The organism is Sinorhizobium sp. 7-81 (assembly GCF_030124405.1).
GTDB classification, from domain to species: domain Bacteria; phylum Pseudomonadota; class Alphaproteobacteria; order Rhizobiales; family Rhizobiaceae; genus Sinorhizobium; species Sinorhizobium psoraleae.
On record NZ_JASKLT010000001.1, the window covers coordinates 554,931 to 576,403 of the forward strand.

At 59.5% G+C, this 21,473-nt stretch carries 27 protein-coding genes and 2 tRNA genes; 17 read left to right on the plus strand and 12 right to left on the minus strand.

Going from position 1 to position 21,473, the window contains the following annotated elements:
- Nucleotides 1–585 (minus strand): polyketide synthase (locus tag QN224_RS02635; RefSeq protein ID WP_283975438.1); only part of this gene is annotated, 585 nt, incomplete at its 3' end.
- A gap of 411 nt (nt 586–996) precedes the next feature.
- Between QN224_RS02635 and QN224_RS02640 the strand changes: the two genes are divergently transcribed.
- The 4 genes from QN224_RS02640 (at nt 997) to QN224_RS02655 (ending at nt 4,984) form a co-directional block, all read left to right on the plus strand.
- Nucleotides 997–2,184, plus strand: coding sequence for a polysaccharide biosynthesis/export family protein (locus tag QN224_RS02640; RefSeq protein ID WP_283975439.1), 1,188 nt, complete (start codon nt 997–999; stop codon nt 2,182–2,184).
- A gap of 115 nt (nt 2,185–2,299) precedes the next feature.
- Nucleotides 2,300–2,899, plus strand: coding sequence for a bifunctional nicotinamidase/pyrazinamidase (gene pncA / locus QN224_RS02645; protein WP_283975440.1), 600 nt, complete (start codon nt 2,300–2,302; stop codon nt 2,897–2,899).
- A 185-nt stretch (nt 2,900–3,084) separates the two neighbouring features.
- Nucleotides 3,085–4,389 (plus strand): nicotinate phosphoribosyltransferase, encoded by a 1,305-nt coding sequence (gene pncB / locus QN224_RS02650; protein WP_283975441.1) that lies wholly within the window; start codon nt 3,085–3,087, stop codon nt 4,387–4,389.
- A gap of 382 nt (nt 4,390–4,771) precedes the next feature.
- A complete protein-coding gene (locus QN224_RS02655) occupies nt 4,772–4,984 on the plus strand; it encodes a hypothetical protein (protein WP_269278423.1) in 213 nt (70 codons plus the stop codon).
- Here the strand turns inward: QN224_RS02655 and QN224_RS02660 are convergent.
- The 4 genes from QN224_RS02660 to QN224_RS02675 all read right to left on the minus strand — a co-directional run bounded on the left by QN224_RS02660 (nt 4,953) and on the right by QN224_RS02675 (nt 6,669).
- Complete coding sequence (locus QN224_RS02660; RefSeq protein WP_283975442.1) at nt 4,953–5,159, minus strand: hypothetical protein; 207 nt, start codon at nt 5,157–5,159, stop codon at nt 4,953–4,955. The two genes, QN224_RS02655 and QN224_RS02660, sit on opposite strands and share 32 nt — an antisense overlap.
- 689 nt (nt 5,160–5,848) lie before the next feature.
- Complete coding sequence (locus tag QN224_RS02665) at nt 5,849–5,971, minus strand: hypothetical protein (protein ID WP_269278413.1); 123 nt, start codon at nt 5,969–5,971, stop codon at nt 5,849–5,851.
- Nucleotides 5,972–6,150: 179 nt separating this feature from the next.
- Nucleotides 6,151–6,369 carry a hypothetical protein gene (locus QN224_RS02670; protein ID WP_283975443.1) on the minus strand — a complete coding sequence of 73 codons (219 nt, stop codon included), beginning with the start codon at nt 6,367–6,369 and terminating at the stop codon, nt 6,151–6,153.
- 12 nt (nt 6,370–6,381) lie between these two features.
- Nucleotides 6,382–6,669 carry a hypothetical protein gene (locus tag QN224_RS02675; protein ID WP_283975444.1) on the minus strand — a complete coding sequence of 96 codons (288 nt, stop codon included), beginning with the start codon at nt 6,667–6,669 and terminating at the stop codon, nt 6,382–6,384.
- Nucleotides 6,670–7,303: 634 nt separating this feature from the next.
- Between QN224_RS02675 and QN224_RS02680 the strand changes: the two genes are divergently transcribed.
- Nucleotides 7,304–7,426, plus strand: a complete 123-nt coding sequence (locus QN224_RS02680; RefSeq protein ID WP_283975445.1) for a hypothetical protein — start codon at nt 7,304–7,306, stop codon at nt 7,424–7,426.
- 134 nt (nt 7,427–7,560) lie between these two features.
- On the opposite strand, the gene QN224_RS02685 is transcribed toward QN224_RS02680, so the two are convergent.
- A tRNA-Thr gene (locus tag QN224_RS02685) sits at nt 7,561–7,635 on the minus strand.
- A 149-nt stretch (nt 7,636–7,784) separates the two neighbouring features.
- On the opposite strand from QN224_RS02685, the gene QN224_RS02690 reads away from it, so the two are divergent.
- The 12 genes from QN224_RS02690 to QN224_RS02745 all read left to right on the plus strand — a co-directional run bounded on the left by QN224_RS02690 (nt 7,785) and on the right by QN224_RS02745 (nt 15,021).
- Nucleotides 7,785–8,000 carry a hypothetical protein gene (locus QN224_RS02690; RefSeq protein ID WP_283975446.1) on the plus strand — a complete coding sequence of 72 codons (216 nt, stop codon included), beginning with the start codon at nt 7,785–7,787 and terminating at the stop codon, nt 7,998–8,000.
- A gap of 166 nt (nt 8,001–8,166) precedes the next feature.
- A complete protein-coding gene (gene murA, locus QN224_RS02695) occupies nt 8,167–9,459 on the plus strand; it encodes a UDP-N-acetylglucosamine 1-carboxyvinyltransferase (protein WP_283975447.1) in 1,293 nt (430 codons plus the stop codon).
- A 305-nt stretch (nt 9,460–9,764) separates the two neighbouring features.
- On the plus strand, nt 9,765–10,205 hold the full coding sequence (locus tag QN224_RS02700; RefSeq protein ID WP_283975448.1) for a DUF2948 family protein: 441 nt from the start codon (nt 9,765–9,767) through the stop codon (nt 10,203–10,205).
- A gap of 36 nt (nt 10,206–10,241) precedes the next feature.
- Nucleotides 10,242–11,546 carry a histidinol dehydrogenase gene (gene hisD / locus QN224_RS02705; RefSeq protein WP_283975449.1) on the plus strand — a complete coding sequence of 435 codons (1,305 nt, stop codon included), beginning with the start codon at nt 10,242–10,244 and terminating at the stop codon, nt 11,544–11,546.
- Nucleotides 11,543–12,019 (plus strand): UPF0262 family protein, encoded by a 477-nt coding sequence (locus tag QN224_RS02710; protein ID WP_173510940.1) that lies wholly within the window; start codon nt 11,543–11,545, stop codon nt 12,017–12,019. Before hisD ends, QN224_RS02710 begins: the two co-directional genes overlap by 4 nt.
- Nucleotides 12,020–12,029: 10 nt before the next feature.
- On the plus strand, nt 12,030–12,500 hold the full coding sequence (locus tag QN224_RS02715) for a low molecular weight phosphatase family protein (RefSeq protein ID WP_283975450.1): 471 nt from the start codon (nt 12,030–12,032) through the stop codon (nt 12,498–12,500).
- Between the two features lie 191 nt (nt 12,501–12,691).
- Nucleotides 12,692–12,910, plus strand: coding sequence for a translation initiation factor IF-1 (gene infA, locus QN224_RS02720; RefSeq protein WP_004435948.1), 219 nt, complete (start codon nt 12,692–12,694; stop codon nt 12,908–12,910).
- A gap of 52 nt (nt 12,911–12,962) precedes the next feature.
- Complete coding sequence (locus QN224_RS02725; protein WP_173510938.1) at nt 12,963–13,583, plus strand: Maf-like protein; 621 nt, start codon at nt 12,963–12,965, stop codon at nt 13,581–13,583.
- Between the two features lie 6 nt (nt 13,584–13,589).
- The gene (gene yacG / locus QN224_RS02730; protein ID WP_283975451.1) at nt 13,590–13,799 is read left to right on the plus strand and encodes a DNA gyrase inhibitor YacG; all 210 of its coding nucleotides are present in this window, start codon (nt 13,590–13,592) and stop codon (nt 13,797–13,799) included.
- 385 nt (nt 13,800–14,184) lie between these two features.
- Nucleotides 14,185–14,260 (plus strand) — tRNA-Phe (locus tag QN224_RS02735).
- Between the two features lie 191 nt (nt 14,261–14,451).
- Nucleotides 14,452–14,640 carry a hypothetical protein gene (locus QN224_RS02740; RefSeq protein WP_246299597.1) on the plus strand — a complete coding sequence of 63 codons (189 nt, stop codon included), beginning with the start codon at nt 14,452–14,454 and terminating at the stop codon, nt 14,638–14,640.
- A gap of 153 nt (nt 14,641–14,793) precedes the next feature.
- Nucleotides 14,794–15,021: a hypothetical protein gene (locus QN224_RS02745; protein ID WP_173510936.1), complete on the plus strand. Its 228-nt coding sequence runs from the start codon at nt 14,794–14,796 to the stop codon at nt 15,019–15,021.
- A gap of 168 nt (nt 15,022–15,189) precedes the next feature.
- On the opposite strand, the gene QN224_RS02750 is transcribed toward QN224_RS02745, so the two are convergent.
- The 6 genes from QN224_RS02750 to QN224_RS02775 form a co-directional block, all read right to left on the minus strand.
- Nucleotides 15,190–16,233: a GlxA family transcriptional regulator gene (locus tag QN224_RS02750; protein ID WP_283975452.1), complete on the minus strand. Its 1,044-nt coding sequence runs from the start codon at nt 16,231–16,233 to the stop codon at nt 15,190–15,192.
- Between the two features lie 512 nt (nt 16,234–16,745).
- Nucleotides 16,746–17,207 (minus strand): YbaK/EbsC family protein, encoded by a 462-nt coding sequence (locus tag QN224_RS02755; RefSeq protein ID WP_173510934.1) that lies wholly within the window; start codon nt 17,205–17,207, stop codon nt 16,746–16,748.
- 94 nt (nt 17,208–17,301) lie between these two features.
- Nucleotides 17,302–17,490 (minus strand): hypothetical protein, encoded by a 189-nt coding sequence (locus tag QN224_RS02760; protein ID WP_173510933.1) that lies wholly within the window; start codon nt 17,488–17,490, stop codon nt 17,302–17,304.
- Nucleotides 17,491–17,564: 74 nt separating this feature from the next.
- Entirely contained in the window at nt 17,565–17,819 is a 255-nt protein-coding gene (locus tag QN224_RS02765) for a GlsB/YeaQ/YmgE family stress response membrane protein (RefSeq protein ID WP_283975453.1), read from the minus strand.
- Between the two features lie 168 nt (nt 17,820–17,987).
- Nucleotides 17,988–19,280: an L-rhamnose catabolism isomerase gene (gene rhaI, locus QN224_RS02770; protein ID WP_283975454.1), complete on the minus strand. Its 1,293-nt coding sequence runs from the start codon at nt 19,278–19,280 to the stop codon at nt 17,988–17,990.
- 13 nt (nt 19,281–19,293) lie between these two features.
- Nucleotides 19,294–21,393: a bifunctional rhamnulose-1-phosphate aldolase/short-chain dehydrogenase gene (locus tag QN224_RS02775; RefSeq protein ID WP_283975455.1), complete on the minus strand. Its 2,100-nt coding sequence runs from the start codon at nt 21,391–21,393 to the stop codon at nt 19,294–19,296.
- Nucleotides 21,394–21,473: the final 80 nt, after the last annotated feature.

Below are 21,473 nucleotides of genomic sequence, written 5' to 3' on the forward strand. Positions count from 1 at the left end.
GACGATCGCCGTATCGATCTCGCCGGCGTTGAGCGCCCGCATCGCCTGGTCGAGCGCAACGAGAGAAGAGGAGCAGGCGGTGTCCACCGTCATGCTCGGGCCGCTCAACCCGAAGATGTGGGAAATGCGGTTGGAAACGATCGACAGCGTGTTGCCGGTCATGAAATATGGACCGGCGGCGGCCGGATCTTCGACCGTCAGGTTGGCGTGGTCGAGGCTCGACGCGCCGACATAAACGCCGACATTCTCGCCATGGAGGGATGCAATAGAGATATTGGCATCCTCGAGTGCGCGCCAGGCGAGTTGCAGCAGCACACGCTGCTGCGGATCCATATACATGGCTTCGCGCTGGGACATGCCGAAGACAGCAGGATCGAAATCATAGATTTCATCAAGCACGCCGGCAGCAAAAGAATAGGTCTTGCCCTGCACGCCCATGACGGGATGCCAAAAACGCGCCAAGTCCCAACGGTCCGTGGGAACGCTGGACACGGTGCATTTGCCCTGACGAAGAACCTTAAACAGCGCCTCAGGCGATTTCGCTCCGGGGGCGAGGCATGCACGCCCTATGATTTCAACAGTCATGTATGATCGAACGCTCTAAACTGCCGTTAAAATTGTCCTAGCCAATTGCCGTGCCAAACGTAAATTGCAATTGGCAAGATTACCGATTTGTTATTTTCCCCGAATTTATTCGTCCAGCCGTCCCCGCTGTATTAGTGAGCTTTTAACTCAAAGTACCTAGCTTTCAACCCCAAAGGCTTAGATACACAGGTCGTGAGGGCCCATCCAGACAATTACGGCGACGGATCGTAACCAATGTCGAGGAGGTATGACCGGAAAGGCGCAGTGCCGAATATTTTGGCTGCCCGGCGGTGAGGTGGCTTGTTGTGGAACGGCGATTGTGCTTTGCAGTGACCGGCGGATTCCCTGCCGGAAAACATACGGTGCAGATCAGTATTAGAGTCATTGCTGTGCCGAATATGGAGTGTCGTAGTGAAACGAGTGACTGCCCTTCTGCTTTGCACCGCGCTTGCGGGATGTCAGGCCGTGCCGGGAGAAGGCCCTCTGACAACCGATATCGTCGCGGATGCCGGGCAATCCGGTGCGCAGATCGGCAGAAAGAATGCGACCGTCTTTGACATCGTCGACGTTGATGGCCAATCCGCACGGTTGGTTTCTGACTATGTCTCGACGACGCTCAGCCGTCGCTTCGGCATTGGCGGCGGCGTCGGCCAGGTCGTCATCGGTGTTGGCGACCAGCTGAAGGTATCGATCTTCGAGGCGGGCAGCGACGGCCTGTTTTCCACCACGGAATCCAAGCAGACCAACATCGATCTGGTCGTCCAGCCTGACGGTAAGGCAGCCATTCCCTATGTTGGTCCGGTCCGTTTTACAGGCTTGACGCTCGAGCAGGCACGCCAGGCGATTCTGGAAGCGCTGAAGCAGAAGGCCGTGGAGCCCGATGTGATCGTGACGAGCACGTCCACGGCATCGCGCATCGTCACGGTTTCCGGCGCCGTCGGTCGTCCGTCGGTCGTGCCCTTGAATCTCGTCAGCGAGTCGATAAACGAAGTCATCGCCAAGGCCGGCGGTCCGTCGGCACAGCCTTACGAGACCTACGTCACGCTCGTGCGCGGCAAGAAGACCGGTACGGTCCTCTTGAAATCGATCATCGAAAACCCCTCAGAGAACATTCACGTCAAGCCGGGCGACCAGGTCTTCGTCACCCGGGATCCGCGCACGTTCACGATCCTCGGCCAGGTCAGGGCCAACCAGCGCGTCGAGTTCGGCGCCAATGACCTGAACCTGCTCGAAGCCGTCGCACTTGCGGGTGGCGGCGCCGACCGGACAGTCGATGCGAAGGGCTATTTCGTCTTCCGTTACGAAGAGCCGGATATCGTCATGAGCCTGCTCGGAAGGGAGCGGTTCAACACGATGCTGAGCAAAGGCATGAAGCCCGACAGCGTCGGCCGCTATCCGATCGTCTATCGTTTCAACATGACCAATCCGGATAGCCTGATCGTCGGGCAGACCTTCCCGATCAAGAATCGTGACGTGATCTACGCGTCGCGTCATCCCTCTGTCGACATTGCGAAATTCCTCGACTTCGTGGCGCGGCCGATCGGCATCGCGAATACCGGCGTCAACCTCGCGGACAACCTGGACGATCTGCAGAACTGACGAAGCTCGGCGGGAAGCGAAGCTGCTTGCTGTCGAGCAAATTCTGTGATTGATCTTCGGTTTAAATCGATTTTGCTGATGGTCGGCGCAGGCCGATCGGACGCGAGGAGGCCCAATGGCTGACGAAGCCCTGATCGTCATCGATGTGCAGAACGATTTCTGCCCCGGCGGCGCCCTTGCGGTTGCCGGCGGCGATGAAATCATACCGGTAGTCAATCGCCTCATTCAGCAATCCGCCCATGTCATCCTCACTCAGGACTGGCACCCTGCCGGGCACTCCAGCTTCGCCTCCAGCCATCCCGGCAAGGCTCCCTTCGCGACCGTGACGATGCCTTACGGCGAGCAGACCCTCTGGCCGGATCATTGCGTTCAGGGCAGCCGGGGCGCTGAATTCCATCCCGGTCTCGAATGGACCACGGCGGAATTGGTGGTCCGCAAAGGGTTCCGTAGGGACATCGACAGCTGCTCCGCCTTTTTCGAGAACGATCACCGCACGCCGACCGGCCTCGGCGGCTACTTGCGCGAGCGCGGCATCGGCAGAGTGACGCTTTGCGGGCTCGCGACCGATTTCTGCGTTGCCTTCTCGGCCCTCGATGCCGTGGCCCAGGGCTTTTCGGCCTCGGTCGTGCTTGACGCCTGTCGCGGCATCGATCTGAGCGGATCACTCGCTGCGATGACCCAGCGCATGCGCGATGCGGGCGTTGCGCTGATCTAGCCGCACCGGAGCCCGACTTGCAAAATCGATCAGAAGGTTGCTTGGGCGGAGTCCACTACAGCTCCATGCGTTTTCGAGACGCACAGGGTCGCTGTAGCACTTTGAATTGTCGCATGTTTTTACCCTTGAATCGGCTTCGATTTAAGGAAACATGCAGGAGTGATCCAGAAGGAGCGTAGTCGCAGATGCCAAAGACCGATATCGCGCGGCGGGTCTATAACCATACCTGGAAGCTCGATCCGATCATCCGCAGTCTTTTGGATACGGATTTCTACAAGCTCCTGATGCTGCAGATGATCTGGCAGCTCTATCGGGATGTCGACGCCACGTTTTCGCTGATCAACCGCACCAAGACCGTGCGGCTCGCCGAGGAAATCGACGAACAGGAACTGCGCGGCCAGCTCGATCACGCGCGGACCCTGCGTTTCACCAAGAAAGAAATGATCTGGCTTGCCGGTAACACGTTCTACGGGCGCAAGCAGATCTTCTCGCCAGAATTCCTCGCCTGGCTCGGCAAGTTCCGTCTGCCCGAATACGAGCTGTCGCGCCGCGACGGTCAGTTCGAACTGATCTTTCGCGGCCGCTGGGTCGAGACGACGATGTGGGAAATCCCGGCGCTGGCGATCATCAACGAGCTGCGCTCTCGCGCCGCGATGAAGGGTCTCGGTCCGTTCACGCTGGACGTGCTCTATGCACGCGCCAAGGCGAAGATGTGGTCGAAGGTCGAGCAGTTGCGGCAATATCCCGACCTGCGCATTTCCGATTTCGGCACGCGCCGGCGGCACAGTTTTCTGTGGCAGCGGTGGTGTGTGGAGGCGCTGAAGGAAGGGATCGGCGGCTCGTTCTCCGGCTCCAGTAACGTGCTGCTCGCCATGGATACGGATCTCGAGGCGCTCGGTACCAATGCGCACGAACTGCCGATGGTGGCGGCGGCTCTTGCCCGCAACGACAAGGAGCTTGCCGCCGCACCCTACAAGGTCCTGCAGGACTGGAATCAGCTCTACGGCGGCAATTTGCTGATCGTGCTGCCGGATTCCTTCGGCACAGCGGCATTCCTGCGCAATGCGCCGAATTGGGTGGCGAACTGGACCGGCTTTCGGCCGGATAGCGCGCCGCCGATCGAAGGCGGCGAAAAGATCATCGCCTGGTGGAAGAAGATGGGGCGCGACCCGCGGGAAAAGCTGCTGATCTTCTCCGACGGCCTCGACGTCGACACGATCATCAAGACCTATCGCCATTTCGAGGGTCGCGTACGCATGAGTTTCGGTTGGGGGACGAACCTGACCAACGATTTTGCCGGCTGCGCGCCGACGGAAATCAGCGGCCTCAACCCGATATCGATCGTGTGCAAGGTGAGCGAAGCCAATGGCCGGCCCGCGGTCAAACTTTCGGACAATCCGCGCAAGGCGACCGGAGACCCTGCCGAAGTGCAGCGATATCTGAAATTCTTCGGAACCGAGGACTTCGTCGAACAGACCGTCAAGGTCTGATCTCGCCCAAAAAAAGAAACCGGCAAGCGCCGGTTTTCAAAAAGGGGATTTAGGCATTGCGATTGTCCATCATCGCATTGTCAGATCTAGCGATAGAATCTTAAGCTTGCGTTAAGGTCGCAGCGTTCCTTCCGAGAGGTTCCGCGGCTGAATTCTCGATTGATGATTGGGCGTCGACACGTGGTGAAAACGGGGGTTCGCACCACGTTCTCAAGTTGCCTCAGTTGCCCTTCCAGCGAGTGCTTTAAGGTCATGGTTGCACGTCGAGCGTGAACTCGCTCTCCCCATTGGTATGACTTATTGGGGTACCTCACTATTTTCTTGAATTTGCCCCGAAATGCCCCATGATGAGCGGATTGAGGTACCACCTTGGGAGGGGTTCGTGCGTCAAGCCTATTCACCGGATGATGTCGATGTCATGCGCGGGGCGCTGGATGTCTGGTGCGCTCTGCATAACGTCGGAAGGGACGGTGTGGAGGCCAACGAGGCCGCCCGTCGTATCCTGGACCTGATGGGCAGGAAAAAGTGCACCTGCGACCAGCTTCTGGCGCAGCTAGCCGATTTCAGGCCGGCCCCTCGTCACCGGGTTTCCTGATCAAGCCGGAAACGGTATCCCGCAGTTTCAAAAGCGGCAGGTATTCGTTTGCCAGTTGAAGGCTGAGGTGCGCAAGCCGTTCGCCGTTCAGCTCCGCCGTCTGCCCGGTTTCCTTGTCGATCACCGTCCAGGAGCCGTCCGGTTCCTCTTTCAGGTCGTATCTCTGAGCGTCCATAAGAAGAAGCTTAAGCGACGCGCGGAGCGTTTGGTAGAGGTTTCTCAAAGGGGAGCGCGTGAACGCAACGGGCGCTCGTGCGCCGCGGGAGTGCTCGCTACATGGTAGATGCCCATTCGGCGGCCGCAATCGCGGATCCGAGCAAGATTACTGGCACCAGCAGCGCCACGAGGAATCTTACGACATGGAAGCGCCGCGAGCGTCTGCCGACCCTACCGTAGACCATGTTCGTCCGCCTATTGTTGCATAGAAAAACAGCCCCGCCGACATAGAAGCATCATTGCGTTCTCGGGGGCATGAAGCGGCGGCGCTTGCAAATCACGGCTCGTTTTCCCTAAGCCTCTCGTGAAGTGCGTGTGTCGAACGAACCCCTGATTGGTAAAGGTGAAAGATCCGGCTTGCGAGGTTCTCCGCGCGGTCGCCACGCCGCGGCCATCCACGGCGCATAAGTTCGTCGTCAAAGACCCTCCGCAGCTGCACCAGCTGAGCGGGATAAATGGGGGATCGTGTGATTGCGATTTCAAGAGCAAGCATGGCGCCCTTCCTCATCAGGGCGAAAGCGCTACGATCTTCCGGCCATCGGTGCCCGTATCACTAAGCCGATGGTGGGAATAGTCTACGCTTATCCGACAGAAGCGCGAGTCATTAGGCAAGATCATTCGGATTCATCCGCGGTCAGCGACGGGCTGTCACCAGAAAACTCCATAGAACGTGACATAGGCGATGATCCCCAGCGAAACTGCAAGCGATGATCGGATCATGAATTCAACAAGCCTGAATTGATATCCGAAACTTCCGATATACGATTTCATGGTTTTCTCCCTTTTTCGTTTTGCTGCCGGCTATGGTGGCCGCAGCTGCTAAACATCTGCCGCCAACTCATGCCTGTTGAGCGCGTGGAGAGCTCGCGCTGCATTCTTCTGTGCTCCAATGTTTCAGAGCCGTTCGCCTCGTGGCAATGCTTCCGCAAGAGCGAAAGCACGCATTGGCCTCACGGATGAGGCGTCATGCCCCATTCTATTGGCTCCAGATTGTCCTCTGTGCTCACGCGCTCCTGCCCGAGTTCATCATTCTGGATGCGATATTGAGGCCAGTTGTCCCTCAGTGGGAGCTTGGCGGTGATGCGATAGGTCTCAGCTGCAAGGGGTGAGAGATTCCGTCGGTCTCTGAGGCGAACGGACAAGCCAATTGGGAAGCGATGGTTGCGCATCGACTGTTGCCTTTAAGGTTTGGGTGGCGACGAGGTTGCGTGTTTGCGGCGATCTGCTGTGATGAGGCGTTCAAGTTCCTCAGGATCGATCGCAATCAGGCGCGTTTGGAATTTGTTCTCAATCGTCGCCGGCAACTTGATGAAGGTTGCCACGCGGCGGTAGGCGAGCCAGGAAATGCCTTCGATCAGTTCCTCGTCCTCGTCGACCTCGTAGTCACCGGCCGGCACCACCTGGTCGATATCGGGAACTCTAAATGGTTCATCGAAATGGACAGTTCGAGATTTCGTTCGGGCAAACATGTTGCCTCCTTTTGCGAACGCGGTTCGCAAGATTAAGCCAAAATCGGGCCGGTTGGGCCTGTTGGAGCGCGAATGGCTGCCGCGATGGCCCTGGCACCTTCGAGCGGGACGGAAGCCCACTACGGCTTGCTGGCTTTTGAAGAATTGAAGGATCGATGATCGGCGAGTTTGACGAGTGTGAAGCCTCTGACGAGGCGACAAGCCAAGCTGGCCAAGGACGATGTTGAATCCATACATCCAAAGATTAAGGCTTTACTGAGATGATCCGACAAGAAAATCGGGTGATGTAAAAAAGATACGATAGGATGTGACGACGTAAATCCACAAATCTAATAATGTTCTGCTAATGTCGGATTTACACTAAATACAAGGCACGTCAATTAAATGGAATGTATTTTTCGGATGGCTTTGCGGATTGTTTATTTACAATAATTATTTTAAAGCGCAGGATGAAAAATCTGGATTGCCATTGGCTCATGATCCAAGGGGGCGGGCCCGCAACGATCCCGATAGTCACCAGATTTAACCGAAATGAAATCATGACATTCGACCAAATTCTCGAAAGAGCCTGTGCGATCGGTTTTGTCGTGGGGACCTTTGCCGCGTCAAACCAAATGGAAATTAGGAGATCGCTATGAAAAATCTTATCCCCGCTCGATTCTATACCTACGATTTCACACGCCTGTACGTCTCGCTTGCATTTACGCTCGCGATAGCTGTGATTGTCTATTCCGCTCTGTTCGGACGCATCTTTTAGGCGTGTGGATGGCGCGCGGGCTTGATCCCGCCCGCATGAGGACCTGCAGAACAGGCTATGGCGGATCTGTGCCGGTCTGCTGCTGAAAGCAGTGCAGATTGGTATCATAGTTACTGATTGAAAGCCTGAAAAACTGGTGCTGCTAGAGAGATTTGAACTCTCGGCCTCTCCCTTACCAAGGGAGTGCTCTACCCCTGAGCTATAGCAGCATCCGGCGGCCGGTTCGTGACAAGCCGCATCAAGCGAGGCGCCTATTGCCATAGCTTTGGGGCGAGCGCAAGCCGCATTTGGAAGTTTTTGGCCCGATCCCTCGGAAATCGCCCTGCTGCTTTCGAAGCGCCCGATTTTGCGCTAATGCATGGCCATGCAGAACGATGACGACAGGCAGCACGGGCCGAAGCCGGGAAAGGGCGCCGGGCGCACCGCCGAGGCAGATGCCAAGCGGTCTCGGCTGGCAAAGAACTTGCGCGACAATCTCCAGCGCCGCAAGCAGCAGATGCGCGCGCGCCGCGCGGGCGCGGCCGACGAGACGTCGGGATTGCCTGCCGCAAAAACGAACGAATCGGACGATTAGAGAGGGATGGGACGATCGTCGCGGTTTCTTCCGGGATTCCTTGCTTGTCTCCCGTGGACCCGCAATTTCAAGGCACTTCTAATTTCATGGCATCTCCAATAAAGAGACGCCTTCAAACAACACTGAATTTTTGGAAAGGCGGGCTTGAGCCCGTTCAAGAGGCCTCATGGATCGCATCAGGATTGTAGGCGGTAAAGAACTTCGTGGGGTCATCCCCATTTCCGGCGCCAAGAATGCGGCCCTGCCGCTGATGATTGCGTCGCTTCTCACCGACGATACGCTGACGCTGGAAAACGTGCCGCACCTGGCCGATGTCGAGCAGCTGATCCGCATCCTCGGTAATCATGGCGCCGATATTTCCGTCAACGGCCGGCGCGAGCGCCAGGGCGAAAGCTATGCGCGCACGATCCACTTTACGAGCCGCAACATTGTCGACACGACCGCGCCCTATGAACTCGTGTCGAAGATGCGCGCGAGTTTCTGGGTCATCGGGCCGCTGCTTGCCCGCGAAGGCAAGGCGCGCGTGTCGCTGCCGGGCGGCTGCGCCATTGGCACCAGACCCGTCGATCTCTTTATCGAGGGATTGGCCGCGCTCGGTGCCAATATCGAGATCGACGGCGGCTACGTCAACGCGAAGGCCCCCGAAGGCGGGCTGATCGGTGCGCGCTATGTCTTTCCAAAGGTCTCTGTCGGTGCGACACATGTATTGATGATGGCCGCGACGCTTGCGAATGGCACGACGGTGCTCGGCAATGCCGCGCGCGAGCCGGAGGTCGTCGATCTCGCCAAGTGCCTCAACGCCATGGGTGCGAAGATCAGCGGTCAGGGCACGAGCACGATCACCATCGAGGGTGTGCGCTCGCTTTCCGGTGCCCGCCATCGCGTGCTGCCTGACCGCATCGAGACCGGCACTTACGCCATGGCTGTCGCGATGACCGGCGGCGACGTCATTCTCGAGGATACCGACGCCTCGCTTCTCGAAACGGCACTCGAGGCGATCCGCCGGGCGGGTGCGGAGATCAGCCAGACGAACAGTGGCATTCGCGTCGTTCGCAACGGTGCCGGCATCAAGCCGGTGGACATCGTGACCGATCCTTTCCCGGGCTTCCCGACCGACCTGCAGGCCCAGTTCATGGGGCTGATGACCAAGTCGAGCGGTGTTTCCCACATCACCGAAACGATCTTCGAAAACCGCTTCATGCACGTGCAGGAACTGGCACGGCTCGGTGCGAAGATCTCGCTTTCCGGGCAGACGGCGAAGATCGAAGGGGTTGGCCGGTTGAAGGGTGCGCCCGTGATGGCGACGGATCTGCGTGCCTCCGTCTCACTGGTCATCGCCGGGCTCGCGGCCGAGGGCGAAACGATGGTTTCACGCGTCTATCATCTTGATCGCGGCTTCGAGCGGCTGGAAGCAAAACTCACCCGTTGCGGTGCGCATGTCGAGCGCGTCAGCGACTGACCTTCACGGGCGGTCTTATGCAGGATCATGAGACGGTGTCGATTTCAGGCAACTGGCGCGGGACGCGGGTGGAAAACCGCTTCCCGCGCTTCTTCGTCTCGCTCTGCTGCATGTTTCCTCAATCGGAGCCGATACAGGGATAAAAACATGCAGTAATTCAAAGTACTGCAGACATCTTTGCGCGTATGAAAAGACACACAAAGGTCTCTGTAGCGCGCCTGAAACCGTTGCGGTTTCGGGCGCAACGTCTTATGTCCATTGCGATTGCAGCGCAAAATATGACGCGAAATTACAGGATGGCTCGCATGGACGCTCTGAAGCTGCTGGCACTCGACGAGGAAGACCTTGGCGTCGTTTCCGCGCATGTGCAGGACGCAGTCTTCAAGGTGGCGGGCATTTCCTATGACGCCCGTCGCGGGCAGCTCTTCCTGGTCGTCAACCGGTTCGTCTGGGAGAATGCGGAAGGCAAGCGCCGTAACTTCGAGCGGCGCCGGGCCGTACTCTCGTTCAAGCGCGTGATCGCCGTGCGTTCCATTGGTTTCGACCGAGCGGATGTGGAAGCGGTTCTCGACCTCCTGGCTCTGCGCTTCTCGGTCAAGGGCGAAGGGCCGGAAGGCACGATCGAACTGGTGCTGGCCGGCGAGGCATCGATCATGCTCGACGTTGAATGCATCGAGGCGCAGCTTGCCGACACGGGCGGGGCGTGGGAAACCGCATTCAAGCCCCGGCATCCCGAAGGCGCTTGAGCACCTTACCGGCCATCACCAAAAGGATATCTCGCATTGGCAATCAGGCTGAACTATCTCGACAGCGGCTTCGAACAGGCATTTGCCGCGTTTTTGACAACCAAGCGGGAAGTTTCGGAAGACGTCAATGCTGCCGTACGCGCCATCATCGATGATGTTCGCGCGCGGGGCGATGCGGCCCTAGCCGAATACTCGGCCCGCTTCGATGGCATCGATTTCGGCACGACTGCCATGGCCGTCAGCGCGGCCGAGATCGATGCGGCGATCGACGCAGTCGCGCCGGAGGTTCTCGGCGCCCTCAAGATTGCCGCGACCCGGATCGAGTCGCATCACCGCAGGCAATTGCCGAAGGACGATATCTACGAGGACGGGATGGGCGTCGGGCTCGGCTCGCGCTGGACGGCGATCGACGCGGTTGGGCTGTACGTGCCGGGCGGCACGGCAAGCTATCCGAGTTCGGTTCTCATGAATGCGCTGCCTGCTAAGGTGGCCGGCGTGCCACGCATCGTCATGGTCGTGCCCGCAAGCGGCGGCGCGATCAACCCGGCGGTGCTTGCGGCCGCGCGTCTCGCCGGTGTCGAGGAAATTTATCGCGTCGGCGGCGCCCAAGCCGTCGCAGCCCTTGCTTACGGGACCGAGACCATCGCGCCGGTGGCGAAGATCGTCGGTCCGGGCAACGCCTATGTCGCGGCCGCCAAGCGGCAGGTCTTCGGCACTGTCGGCATCGACATGATCGCCGGCCCCTCGGAAGTGCTGGTGATCGCCGATGGCGGCAATGACCCCGACTGGATCGCGGCCGATCTCCTGGCGCAGGCCGAGCACGATGCCGGGGCGCAGGCAATCCTGATTACCGATGATGCGGCCTTCGGGGCTGCGGTGGAAGCCGCGGTCGAGCGGCAGTTGAAGACGTTGCCGCGCGCCGAAACCGCGGCCGCAAGCTGGCGTGATTTCGGCGCCATCATAGAGGTTCCGGATCTTGATAAGGCAGTGCCGCTTGCCAACCGTATCGCCGCCGAGCACCTGGAGTTGGCGATGGTGGATGCGGACGCGATGGTTCCGAAGATCCGCAACGCCGGCGCCATCTTCATCGGCCGCCACACGCCCGAGGTCATCGGCGACTATGTCGGCGGCTCCAACCATGTGCTGCCGACGGCGCGCTCGGCGCGCTTTTCTTCCGGTCTCGGCGTGCTCGACTATATGAAGCGCACCTCGATCCTGCGGCTTGGTGCGGATCAGTTGCGCGCCCTCGGTCCCGCAGCCATTGCGCTCGCGCGATCGGAAGGGCTCGAGGCCCATGCCCGATCCGTCGCCATCCGCCTCAATCTCGGGGGCGAGGGATGAAAGCAGATCGCAACCTGCGTCTCTGCGATGTCGTGCTGGACGAGACGATCGGCCGCTCGACGCCTGACGTGGAGCACGAGCGTGCGGTTGCGATCTTCGATCTGCTCGAGGAAAATCTCTTCGAGCCCGTCGGCCATCCCGGTGGTCCCTATCGGCTGAACCTGTCGCTGATGGACTCGAAACTCGTCTTTGCGATTTCGACGGATGGCGGAGAGGATGTCGCCACGCATATCCTGTCGCTGACGCCGTTTCGGCGAATCGTGAAGGACTATTTCATGATTTGCGAAAGCTATTACGCAGCGATCCGCTCGGCGACGCCGAGCCAGATCGAAGCGATAGACATGGGCCGCCGCGGCATCCACAACGAAGGGTCGCAGACGCTGATGGATCGCCTGTCCGGCAAGATCAGGCTGGATTTCGACACGGCGCGGCGACTCTTCACATTGGTCTGTGTGCTCTATTGGCGTGGTTGACGGGGGCGATATGACCGGTACCGCCTTGCCGCAATCGAAGACGCCCCGCTCGATACTCTTCATGTGCGGCATGAACGCCATCCGCTCGCCAATGGCGGAAGCGCTCGCCAAGGCAGCGCTGCCGAAAGGTACTTATGTTGCATCCGCCGGCGTGCGGCAAGGCGAGCGGGATCCCTTCGTCGATGTGGTTCTCGCTGAAGTCGGGCTGACGATCGGTCGCCATCAGCCGCGCACCCTCGATGAACTCGAGGACGATTACTTCGACATCATCGTGACGCTTGCGCCGGAAGCCCATCACGTGGCGCTTGAATTGACCCGGTCCATGGCGGTCGATGTCGTCTACTGGCCGACGCCGGATCCGACGGTTGCGACGGGAACGCGGGAGCAGATCGTTGCGGCCTATCGTGCTGTCCGCGATCATCTGGCGGCCCTGATCACCAGTCGCTTGGCTGCCGAGCAGGCGCGCCGCAAGGAAGCCTGATCCGTCCAAGGCACTGCCCGTTCGTTCCAACCGGCGAACGCAATGATGCCGATTAGAGATGCATGCCGCACAATTGCAGAAAAAGCCGGATCTAAGCGGTTCACAAACCCTCGCCGATTGTGTAGTTTCCGGCAAATTTTTCGAAGATGCGTGGCGCATCCGCGAATGAACACGAGAAAGAACAATCCTGCATGGCGAAAGAAGAAGTCCTCGAATTTCCGGGCGTGGTCACCGAATTGCTTCCCAACGCGACCTTTCGTGTGAAGCTCGAAAACGAGCATGAGATTATCGCTCATACGGCGGGCCGCATGCGCAAGAACCGCATTCGCGTTCTCGCCGGCGACAAGGTGCTCGTCGAAATGACCCCCTACGATCTGACGAAGGGCCGCATCACCTACCGCTTCAAGTAGGTCCCCCGGCGACGGCAGCGCTTACAACCCCGGGAAATAACGGCTCGCTTCGATGGCAGTGACCCAAAAACTGATACTGGCATCCGGATCGCCGCGTCGCGTGGAGCTTCTGGCGCAGGCGGGCATCGAACCTGCGCGGCTGTTGCCGATGGACCTCGATGAGACGCCGAAGCGCGCGGAACATCCCCGTTCATTGGCGCGGCGCCTGTCAGCCGAGAAGGCGAAAGCGGCGCTGGCGGCGATCAAGGGCGAACCCGGCTGGGACGGCAGCTATATTCTCGCCGCCGACACCGTCGTCTGCGTCGGCCGCCGCATTGTCCCGAAGCCGGAGCTGGTCAGCGAGGCGTCGAGCGCGCTGCATCTCCTGTCCGGGCGCAGTCATCGCGTCTATACCGGCATCTGTCTCGTAACCCCCGACCGCACCTTCCGCCAGAAAGTCATTGATACGAAGGTGCGCTTCAAGCGTCTTTCCGGCCAGGATATCGAAAGCTATCTCGCCTCCGGTCAGTGGCGCGGCAAGGCGGGCGGCTATGGTATCCAGGGTATTGCCGGCAGTTTCGTCGTCAAGCTCGTCGGTTCCTACACCAATGTGGTAGGCTTGCCGCTCTACGAAACCGTCAATCTTCTCATCGGTGAAGGATATGACGTCCATAATCGTTGGCTGGAAGGCTGAAGAGAATTGAGCGGTGAAGGCAAAAAGAGCGGTTCGAATGTCGAACCCCTGCGCGCGACGCGACCTTGCCCGGAATGCGGCCGCCCGTCCGTGCGCGAGCACTATCCGTTCTGTTCCGAGCGCTGCCGCAACGTAGACCTCAATCGCTGGCTTTCCGGTTCCTATGCGATCCCTGTCGCCGATGACGAGTCGAAGGCCGACGACGAGGATCAGTAGCGCCTCCTGGCGCGTCCGCTCACTGCCTCGCTTTCCGCTGCCTCACGCATATCCGTACTCCAGCGCCGCGCGTCTACTCAGGCGCTGTAGCACTTTGAATTGCTGCATGTTTTTTCCTTGAATCGGCTACGATTCAAGGAAACATGCAGTGGAAGCCGGACCTGGAGATTCCTGCTTGGAGCGCGCCGAAATCGTTGCTGTCCCGGCGCGATCCTGCTGAATAGCCTCAACTTTTCGGCCTTTTCCACTGCGCGCCAAATTCCTTTCAAAAAAGAGTCATTTGGCGCTGGACACGGCCGAACAAGATGTTATAACCCCGCTCGCTTCCGGGGCGAACACATCGCCCCGATGGCTCTGAGAGGAGCCGCTGCCGTCAAGGCAGGATGCCCGGATAGCTCAGTTGGTAGAGCAGCGGATTGAAAATCCGCGTGTCGGTGGTTCAAATCCGCCTCCGGGCACCATTTTCCAATAACGATTTCCCGCCTTGAATTTTCAGCGCGTAAGCTGTGGTGTTCCGCTGCCTTCGCTTCCGCACAACGGCCGCTCAGTTTCTCGACGTTCGGTCTCCTGCTGCATCGACACAAGTTTCCCTGCAAAGTGGAACCAAACCTCGCCGCCGGCGTTCTTTCAAGGAACTCCGGGAGGGCGCAGGATGACACATGCCGATATGAGAACGCTCGATAAGTTTCGTGCCAAGCATGTTTGGGACGTGGCGGAATATTGCAGGCGTACCGGCATACAGAAATCCGAGGAAAAGCGCTTGATCAAAGTGCTCGGCAGGTATGCATCAAGTCACGAACTGCAGATGAACATCATTCGGCATCACAGCCGCGTCCGCTGACCGGTAAATCTGGGGCGCAAATACGAGCACGATTGCTTAAATCGGAACCGGTTTAAGGATTCATGCTGAATCTCCAAATGCTATAGCGAACTTTCGCGTCTGATCGCGACGGCTGGCGCTGTAGCGTGAAGAGCAACGCCGGAGGAGACCCACGTGTGGACAGTTCTGGTCGGCGTGTTTCTGATTGTCTGCGGCTTGCTTCTCATGGTGCGGGAAGCACTCGGCCGCCGGCGCCTGAGCGGTCCGTCGCGCGCTACACAGAGCGGAACCGGACCGACACTGGAGCCCGCGCGGCAGGGCTTAGGCTTTCTCGGCTTGGCGCGGAACTGGCCCGGTATGGCTCTGATGGCAATCGGTGCCGTCCTTTTGCTTTTCGGCTAGGCCAATTCCAGGAAAAGTGTGTAGCGGTTTTCCGTCGGAATTGCGCAGTTTCAAAAGTGTCAGATCATTGCACTGTTTCAATGAAACGGTGCAATGATCTAACGCAATTTCAGGAAAGGTGTGTGTAACGGCTGTCCTGCGGAGCGCAGTTTCAGAGATCAGAAGCACTCAGGCGTCAGTGGCTGGGCGCCTCGCCGCTGCAAGCTGCTTGCGCGCCGCGCCAGGGGTGAGAGAAAACGCCTCCCTGAATTTCCGGATGAAGTGAGACACGTTTTCAAAGCCGGTTTCCAAGGCAATGTCGATCAAGGGCTTTTCGGTGGATGCAACCAGTCGCATCGCTGCATCGAGGCGAAGCTTGAGATAGACCGAAACCGGAGTGGCGCCCAACTCGTTCTGAAACAGGCGTTCGAGTTGCCTGCGCGATATGCCGAGCGCGTTCGCCACGTCGTCTATGCCGATGATGTCCTCAAGATGCTGTTCCATCACCATCAGCGCGAGACTGATCCGTCTGTCCTGCACGGTGACCGCGCCGAGCGGATTGCGCGTCTGCATTTCGGTGGCGTCTCTGCGGCGCGTGATCTGCATGATTTCGAGCGCATTGCGCTCTGCCTCCTCGCCGACATGTCTGCGGATCAGGTAGGTGGCGAGGTCGGCCACGCTACTGCCGCCGGCGCAGGTGATCACATTGCCGTCCTCGACGAAAATACGCTTGGATGTGACATTGATTTCGGGGAAGCGCGATCGGAATTCATTGTGATGGAGCCAGCTGACGCAGGCGGCATGTCCATCCAGCACACCCGCCTCGGCCAGGATGAAGCTTCCCGTGCACACGCCGATGATCGGTACACCCGCCCGTACCGCCTGGTGAAGGTAGTTGACCGTTTCCCGATCGATCGGTTCTTCGACATTTAGCCGACCGCCAACGACGGCGATGTAGCTGAATTCCGTCGGCGGGCGAAGCGACGCCGTGGGCGCGACCTGTATGCCGCAACTGGACATAACGAAGTTTCTCGTGCTGCCGAGCACCTCCCAGTCGCAGTTCACGCGCCCCGACTTGTCCTCGATATCGCTTCCCAGTCTCAAGGCATCGGCGAACAGGGAAAAGGCGCTGAGCGTAAAGCTCCGTCCAAGAATGAACCCGACGCGAAGCACCCCTTGACCGACGGCATGTCTTCTCGCGGCGGTCTTTGCTTTTGTAAGAGTCGTTTCCAATGCGATGCGATCCATTCCTGTTGGCGGCGAGGGCCGTATGCAACCGCGGCGAGGGCATAATACCAAGCGCCACGAGTTATAGGTAGATCGCCCGCGTCCCCGAGTTGGCTGGCAGCGATGTTCTCGTCGGTGCCGTCTTCACCGGAAGCGGGCTAATCCCCATTGATATGATGATTTATTAACCGTTTTGTCAGAAAATTGTCGATGTCCGATAAGCACGCCGGCTCGACGTATCGGACTGGTCGAAAGTGTCGATCGAGTCGGGGCTGGCGCCGGACGCTTCGTTTCGCCGGTCTGCCGGCATCACGTTCGTTCATCTGGGGGATAAGGCTGGGATGTACGAAATGACCGAACACATGATGAAAGTGTTGATGAGCATCATGGCCGCGCTTTCGCTCGGCTCGCTGATGTTCCTCATTGCCGTTCTTTAAGCTTTCGGCCCCGAGTGGACGCTCGCGCCGACCGGTGGGCGTATTTTGCGTGCCTCGTCAGGGATATTCCAGACAGAATCGTCAGGTTGCCGAAACATCGACCCATTCCGCTCCGGTCAACTTCGCGATGCGTTCAGGGCTGATATGGACGGCGGCGTTGGTCGCGCCGGCGGCGGGAACGACGACGTCGTAGGCCTTCAGCGACTCATCGCAATAGATATTGTGCGGCTTGGCAAGGCCGAACGGGCAGACGCCGCCAACCGGATGGCCCGTCTCGGCTTCTACCTCGTCGAAGCCGAGCATGCGTGCCTTCGTTCCAAAGCGTGCCTTGTACTTCTTGTTGTCGAGCCGGGCGTCGCCGCGTGTGACGATCAGGATCACGTCGTCCCCGACCTTGAGTGCCAATGTCTTGGCAATCTGCGCCGGTTCGACGCCGTGGCCCTTGGCGGCGAGCTCCACGGTGGCGGTGCTCTGTGCAAGTTCGATGACATCGATATCGGGAGCGTGTTCGGAAAAGAACTGTTTGACGGAAGCAAGACTCATAGGTGCGATCTATACCGAGAATAGGTTGTCGAGAACAAAGCTGCGCCGACAAGGCCGGGACTGCAGCGTGGCGCCTGCTGTAGACAGCAATGTTTCAATCGTCGTTCGAAGCGTCAAGATCTTCGGGGCGGCGACCCTCCTGCTGCGGCGGCAGATAGCCGTGGCTCGCGAACCAGTTCTCGAGAATTGTCGAGATCGCCTGTTCTCGCGTCAGCATGCCTCGATGGTCGGTGATGAAGGATTTGAGCGCCGTCTCGATCTTTGCGGCGTAGAGTTCAGTCATAGTTGCCTCCGCTTGTTTCTTGCGAGAGGCGGTCCGCGTTGTCGGCGCGGATCGCAGATGTTTCTTCAGCGGGCTTATGCCTGTTTGACGATGCGGATCAGCACCAGAAGGATGATCGCGCCGATCGTCGAGTGAATGATCGCGGAAAGAATGCCGCTGCCCAGGCTGATGCCGATTGCGGGAAAGAGAAAGCCGGCGATGAAGGCCCCGAGGATACCGACCACGATGTTGCCGATCAGGCCAAAACCGAAGCCGCTGACGATCAGACCGGCAAGCCAGCCGGCAACAGCCCCGACAACCAGGAACACCAGTAGGCTTTCTATACCCATGCATCGCTCCTCTCCGTTGGATCCATAAGGAAAAGATAGATCAGGATTTGAAATCAGATAGGGGGCAATTTTATCGCGCGACGATTTTGCACCGATTTCGCGCGGCCGCTAAGAATACGGTTCCACGATGGAGATCGGGAGCGGCCGCACCGGCCGCTCCTCTGTTGATTAGACGATGCCGCCGCCACCGCTGGCGACCGCCGGCCGTTCGCCCGCCACCCTGGCGCGATAGCCGCTCGCGCGGTAGGTCGGGACCGGCGCGATCGCGCCACCATGCTCGAGGCGGGCCATGGCGAGGATCGGCTCGACGTCCGTCCGGAAAGCGGCCTTGAGCGTTTCAGACGCCATCAGCGCGTCGTTGCCATGCTGGTAGTCGTTGAGCGCCTTACGATCGACGAGAAGGGCCTGGGCATAGGCGCGGCAGACTTCCATCGCGCTCGTCATCAGGCTTTCGATCGGGTCAGTCACGTTATGGCTCTGGTCGAGCATATGCGCGGGATTGAAGCCGTCGGCACCCCGCACTTCGGCATCGACGAGCTCGTTGAAGACGAGAAACAGGCGGTAAGGATCGATCGACCCGGTATCGAGATCGTCGTCGCCGTATTTGGAGTCGTTGAAATGGAAGCCGCCGAGCTTCCTGAACTGGATCAGCCTGGCGACGATCATCTCGATATTGACGTTCGGTGCGTGGTGTCCGAGGTCGACGAGGCAGAAGGCTTTGGGGCCGAGCTCCTGCGCGATCAGGTAATTCGTGCCCCAATCCTGCACCACGGTCGAGTAGAAAGCCGGCTCGTACATCTTGTGTTCGGTGAAGACGCGCCAGTCGTCCGGAAGCGCCGCATAGACCGCCTTCATCGCGTCGAGATAGCGTTCGAACGCCTTGGTGAAATTGCTTTGTCCCGGAAAGTTGGAGCCGTCGCCGATCCAGACCGTCAGCGCCTTCGAGCCGAGTGCCTTGCCGATCTCGATGCATTCGAGATTGTGCTCGACCGCCTGGCGTCGCGTCGCCGCGTCGCTATGGGAGAGCGAGCCGAATTTGTAGGAATGCGCCTGCCCTGGCGCATCGGAGAAGGTGTTGGAATTCATCGCGTCGAAGCCTAAGCCCAGCGCGGCGCCCTTCTCCTTCAATGCCTTGAGATCGGAAACCTTGTCCCATGGAATATGCAGCGAAACGGTCGGCGTCGCCCGCGTCAACGCATGGATAACGCCGCAGTCCTCGAGCTTGTCGAAGATGTTGCGCGGTTCGCCCGGGCCGGGAAAGCGCGCGAAACGCGTTCCGCCGGTGCCAACGCCCCAGGAGGGAACGGCAATGCGATAGGCGGCAACCTTTTCCTTGATAGAGTCGATCGCGATGCCGCGGCGGGCAAGCCTTTCGCCGAGGCTTTCATAGTCTCGGTTGAGCGCGTCCCTACGGCTCGCATTCTCCGCCTCGACAACGGCCTTGCTGATCATCTCGGTCATGGCAGCCTCCGGATCAGCGCGTGAACGACTGGGCATTGCCCGCGTCGACATTGACGATGTTGCCGGTCGATTTTGCCGACATATCGGAAGCGAGGAAGTAGATCGCCTCGGCAATGTCTTCCGGGAAGACGCTGAGCTTCAGCATCGACCGTTCGCGATAGTGGGCCTCCAGGTCGTCCACGTCCATCTTGTAGGCGGCTGCGCGCTGCTCCTTCCATTCGCCGGTCCAGATCTTGGAGCCGCGCAGCACCGCGTCCGGATTGACGACGTTGACACGGATCTGCGCCGACGCTCCTTCGAGCGCGAGGCAGCGGGCAAGATGGATCTCCGCCGCTTTCGCCGTGCAGTAGGCGGACGCGCCGGGGGAGGCGGCAAGGCCGTTCTTCGAGGCGACGAACACGACATTGCCGCCGGCCTTCTGGTTGCGGAAGATGCGGAAAGCCTCACGCGAGACGAGGAAATAGCCCGTCGTGAGGATGTCGATGTTCTTGTTCCAGAGGGCGAGGGTCGTATCCTCGATCGCCGCCGACGAGGCGAGCCCGGCATTGGAGACGAGGATGTCGAGACCGCCGAAGGCAAGCAGAGCGTCACCGAAACCGGCTTCGACCGCCGCTTCGCTCGTTACATTCATATTGACCGCGCGGACGAAGTCCTTGCCGTAGCGGCCAGCCAGTTCGGTTTGCGCCGCCTCGAGCGCCGTTTGGTCGATATCCGCGAGAACGACGCAGGCGCCTTCCTGCATCAGCCGGTTGGCCGTCGCCTTGCCGATGCCACCGGCGCCGCCAGTGACGAGCGCGATGCGGCCGGCGAGGCTCTTCGGCTTCGGCATGCGCTGGAGCTTGGCTTCCTCCAGGAGCCAGTATTCGATGTCGAAGGCCTCCTGCTCGGGCAAACCGACATAGGTCGACACGCCGGAGGCGCCACGCATGACATTGATTGCATTGACGTAGAATTCGCCGGAGATGCGGGCCGTCGCCTTGTCCTTGGCGAAGGTGATCATTCCGACGCCCGGGACGAGATAGACGACGGCGTTCGGGTCGCGCATCGCCGGGCTGTCGGCGCGCTTGCAGCGTTCGTAGTAGGCGGCATAGTCGGCGCGATAGGCGGCGATCGCCTCGGAAAGCCCGGCAAGTGTCTTGTCGATATCGGGATTGGCCGGATCGAAATCGACGACCAGCGGGCGGATCTTCGTCCTGAGGAAGTGGTCGGGGCAGCTTGTTCCAAGAGCGGCCAGCGGTTCGAGATTCTTGGACGTCACGAAGTCGAGGACGGCCTGGCTGTCGTCGAAGTGTCCGACCTTTTTCTCCTCCACGCTGATGAGCCCGCGGATCACCGGCATCAGTCGCTTGGCGACGACGGCGCGCTCGGCGGCGTCGAGCGTCGGCTTTACCGCCCCGCCGAATGCCGGTGCCGTGTTTTCCGTTTCGAACCAGGCAATTGCGCGGTTGATGATTTCGATCGTGGTCTCGTAGGCTTCCTTGGCCGTGTCGCCCCAGGTGAAAAGACCGTGGCTTTCGAGCACAACGCCGCGCGCCGTCGGATTTTCGAGGCAGAATTTTTCGAGCCACAGGCCGAGTTCGTAGCCCGGCCGCTTCCACGGCAGCCAGCCGATGTCGTCGCCGAAGATTTTCTGCGTCAGTTCCTTGCTGTTCGAGGAAGCGGCGATCGCGATGATCGCATCGGGATGCATGTGATCGACGTGGGTCTTTGGCACATAGGCATGAAGCGGTGTGTCGATCGAAGCGGCACGCGGATTGAGATTGAACGTGCAATGCGGCAGGTAGCCGACCATCTCGTCTTCGAACTCGACACCCCGGTAAATGCTCTTCAGGGCGCGGAGCTTGTCCATGTAAAGGGTCGCGAAGCCGTCGAGCTTGATGGTGCCCACGTCGCCGCCGGATCCCTTGACCCAGAGGACCTCGACCATTTCGCCCGTCAGCGGATCCTTTTCCATGACCTTGGCCGAGGTATTGCCGCCGCCGTAATTGGTGATCCGCTTGTCCGATCCAAGCAGATTCGAGCGGTAGAGGAGCTTCTCCGGCTCGGTCATTCCTGCTGCCTTGCCCTCGTCCCAGAGATTGGCCAGGCGTGCGCCCCGTTGCTTGTCGAGCATGTTGAATTCCTCCCGGTCAGCTATCCGCCGGCACTGAGGCCGTGGCGACATGATTGGCACCAGATCACACGGTCGGTGCG

What these genes read in the sequence shown, in the direction of transcription:
- pncA (WP_283975440.1), top strand. Translation starts at nt 2,300, where the DNA reads ATGGCTGACGAAGCCCTGATCGTCATCGATGTGCAGAACGATTTCTGC.
- pncB (WP_283975441.1), top strand. Translation starts at nt 3,085, where the DNA reads ATGCCAAAGACCGATATCGCGCGGCGGGTCTATAACCATACCTGGAAG.
- QN224_RS02660 (WP_283975442.1), bottom strand. Translation starts at nt 5,159, where the DNA reads ATGGACGCTCAGAGATACGACCTGAAAGAGGAACCGGACGGCTCCTGG.
- QN224_RS02665 (WP_269278413.1), bottom strand. Translation starts at nt 5,971, where the DNA reads ATGAAATCGTATATCGGAAGTTTCGGATATCAATTCAGGCTTGTTGAA.
- QN224_RS02670 (WP_283975443.1), bottom strand. Translation starts at nt 6,369, where the DNA reads ATGCGCAACCATCGCTTCCCAATTGGCTTGTCCGTTCGCCTCAGAGAC.
- QN224_RS02675 (WP_283975444.1), bottom strand. Translation starts at nt 6,669, where the DNA reads ATGTTTGCCCGAACGAAATCTCGAACTGTCCATTTCGATGAACCATTT.
- QN224_RS02680 (WP_283975445.1), top strand. Translation starts at nt 7,304, where the DNA reads ATGAAAAATCTTATCCCCGCTCGATTCTATACCTACGATTTCACACGC.
- QN224_RS02690 (WP_283975446.1), top strand. Translation starts at nt 7,785, where the DNA reads ATGGCCATGCAGAACGATGACGACAGGCAGCACGGGCCGAAGCCGGGA.
- murA (WP_283975447.1), top strand. Translation starts at nt 8,167, where the DNA reads ATGGATCGCATCAGGATTGTAGGCGGTAAAGAACTTCGTGGGGTCATC.
- QN224_RS02700 (WP_283975448.1), top strand. Translation starts at nt 9,765, where the DNA reads ATGGACGCTCTGAAGCTGCTGGCACTCGACGAGGAAGACCTTGGCGTC.
- QN224_RS02710 (WP_173510940.1), top strand. Translation starts at nt 11,543, where the DNA reads ATGAAAGCAGATCGCAACCTGCGTCTCTGCGATGTCGTGCTGGACGAG.
- QN224_RS02715 (WP_283975450.1), top strand. Translation starts at nt 12,030, where the DNA reads ATGACCGGTACCGCCTTGCCGCAATCGAAGACGCCCCGCTCGATACTC.
- infA (WP_004435948.1), top strand. Translation starts at nt 12,692, where the DNA reads ATGGCGAAAGAAGAAGTCCTCGAATTTCCGGGCGTGGTCACCGAATTG.
- QN224_RS02725 (WP_173510938.1), top strand. Translation starts at nt 12,963, where the DNA reads ATGGCAGTGACCCAAAAACTGATACTGGCATCCGGATCGCCGCGTCGC.
- QN224_RS02740 (WP_246299597.1), top strand. Translation starts at nt 14,452, where the DNA reads ATGACACATGCCGATATGAGAACGCTCGATAAGTTTCGTGCCAAGCAT.
- QN224_RS02755 (WP_173510934.1), bottom strand. Translation starts at nt 17,207, where the DNA reads ATGAGTCTTGCTTCCGTCAAACAGTTCTTTTCCGAACACGCTCCCGAT.
- QN224_RS02760 (WP_173510933.1), bottom strand. Translation starts at nt 17,490, where the DNA reads ATGACTGAACTCTACGCCGCAAAGATCGAGACGGCGCTCAAATCCTTC.
- QN224_RS02765 (WP_283975453.1), bottom strand. Translation starts at nt 17,819, where the DNA reads ATGGGTATAGAAAGCCTACTGGTGTTCCTGGTTGTCGGGGCTGTTGCC.
- rhaI (WP_283975454.1), bottom strand. Translation starts at nt 19,280, where the DNA reads ATGACCGAGATGATCAGCAAGGCCGTTGTCGAGGCGGAGAATGCGAGC.
- QN224_RS02775 (WP_283975455.1), bottom strand. Translation starts at nt 21,393, where the DNA reads ATGCTCGACAAGCAACGGGGCGCACGCCTGGCCAATCTCTGGGACGAG.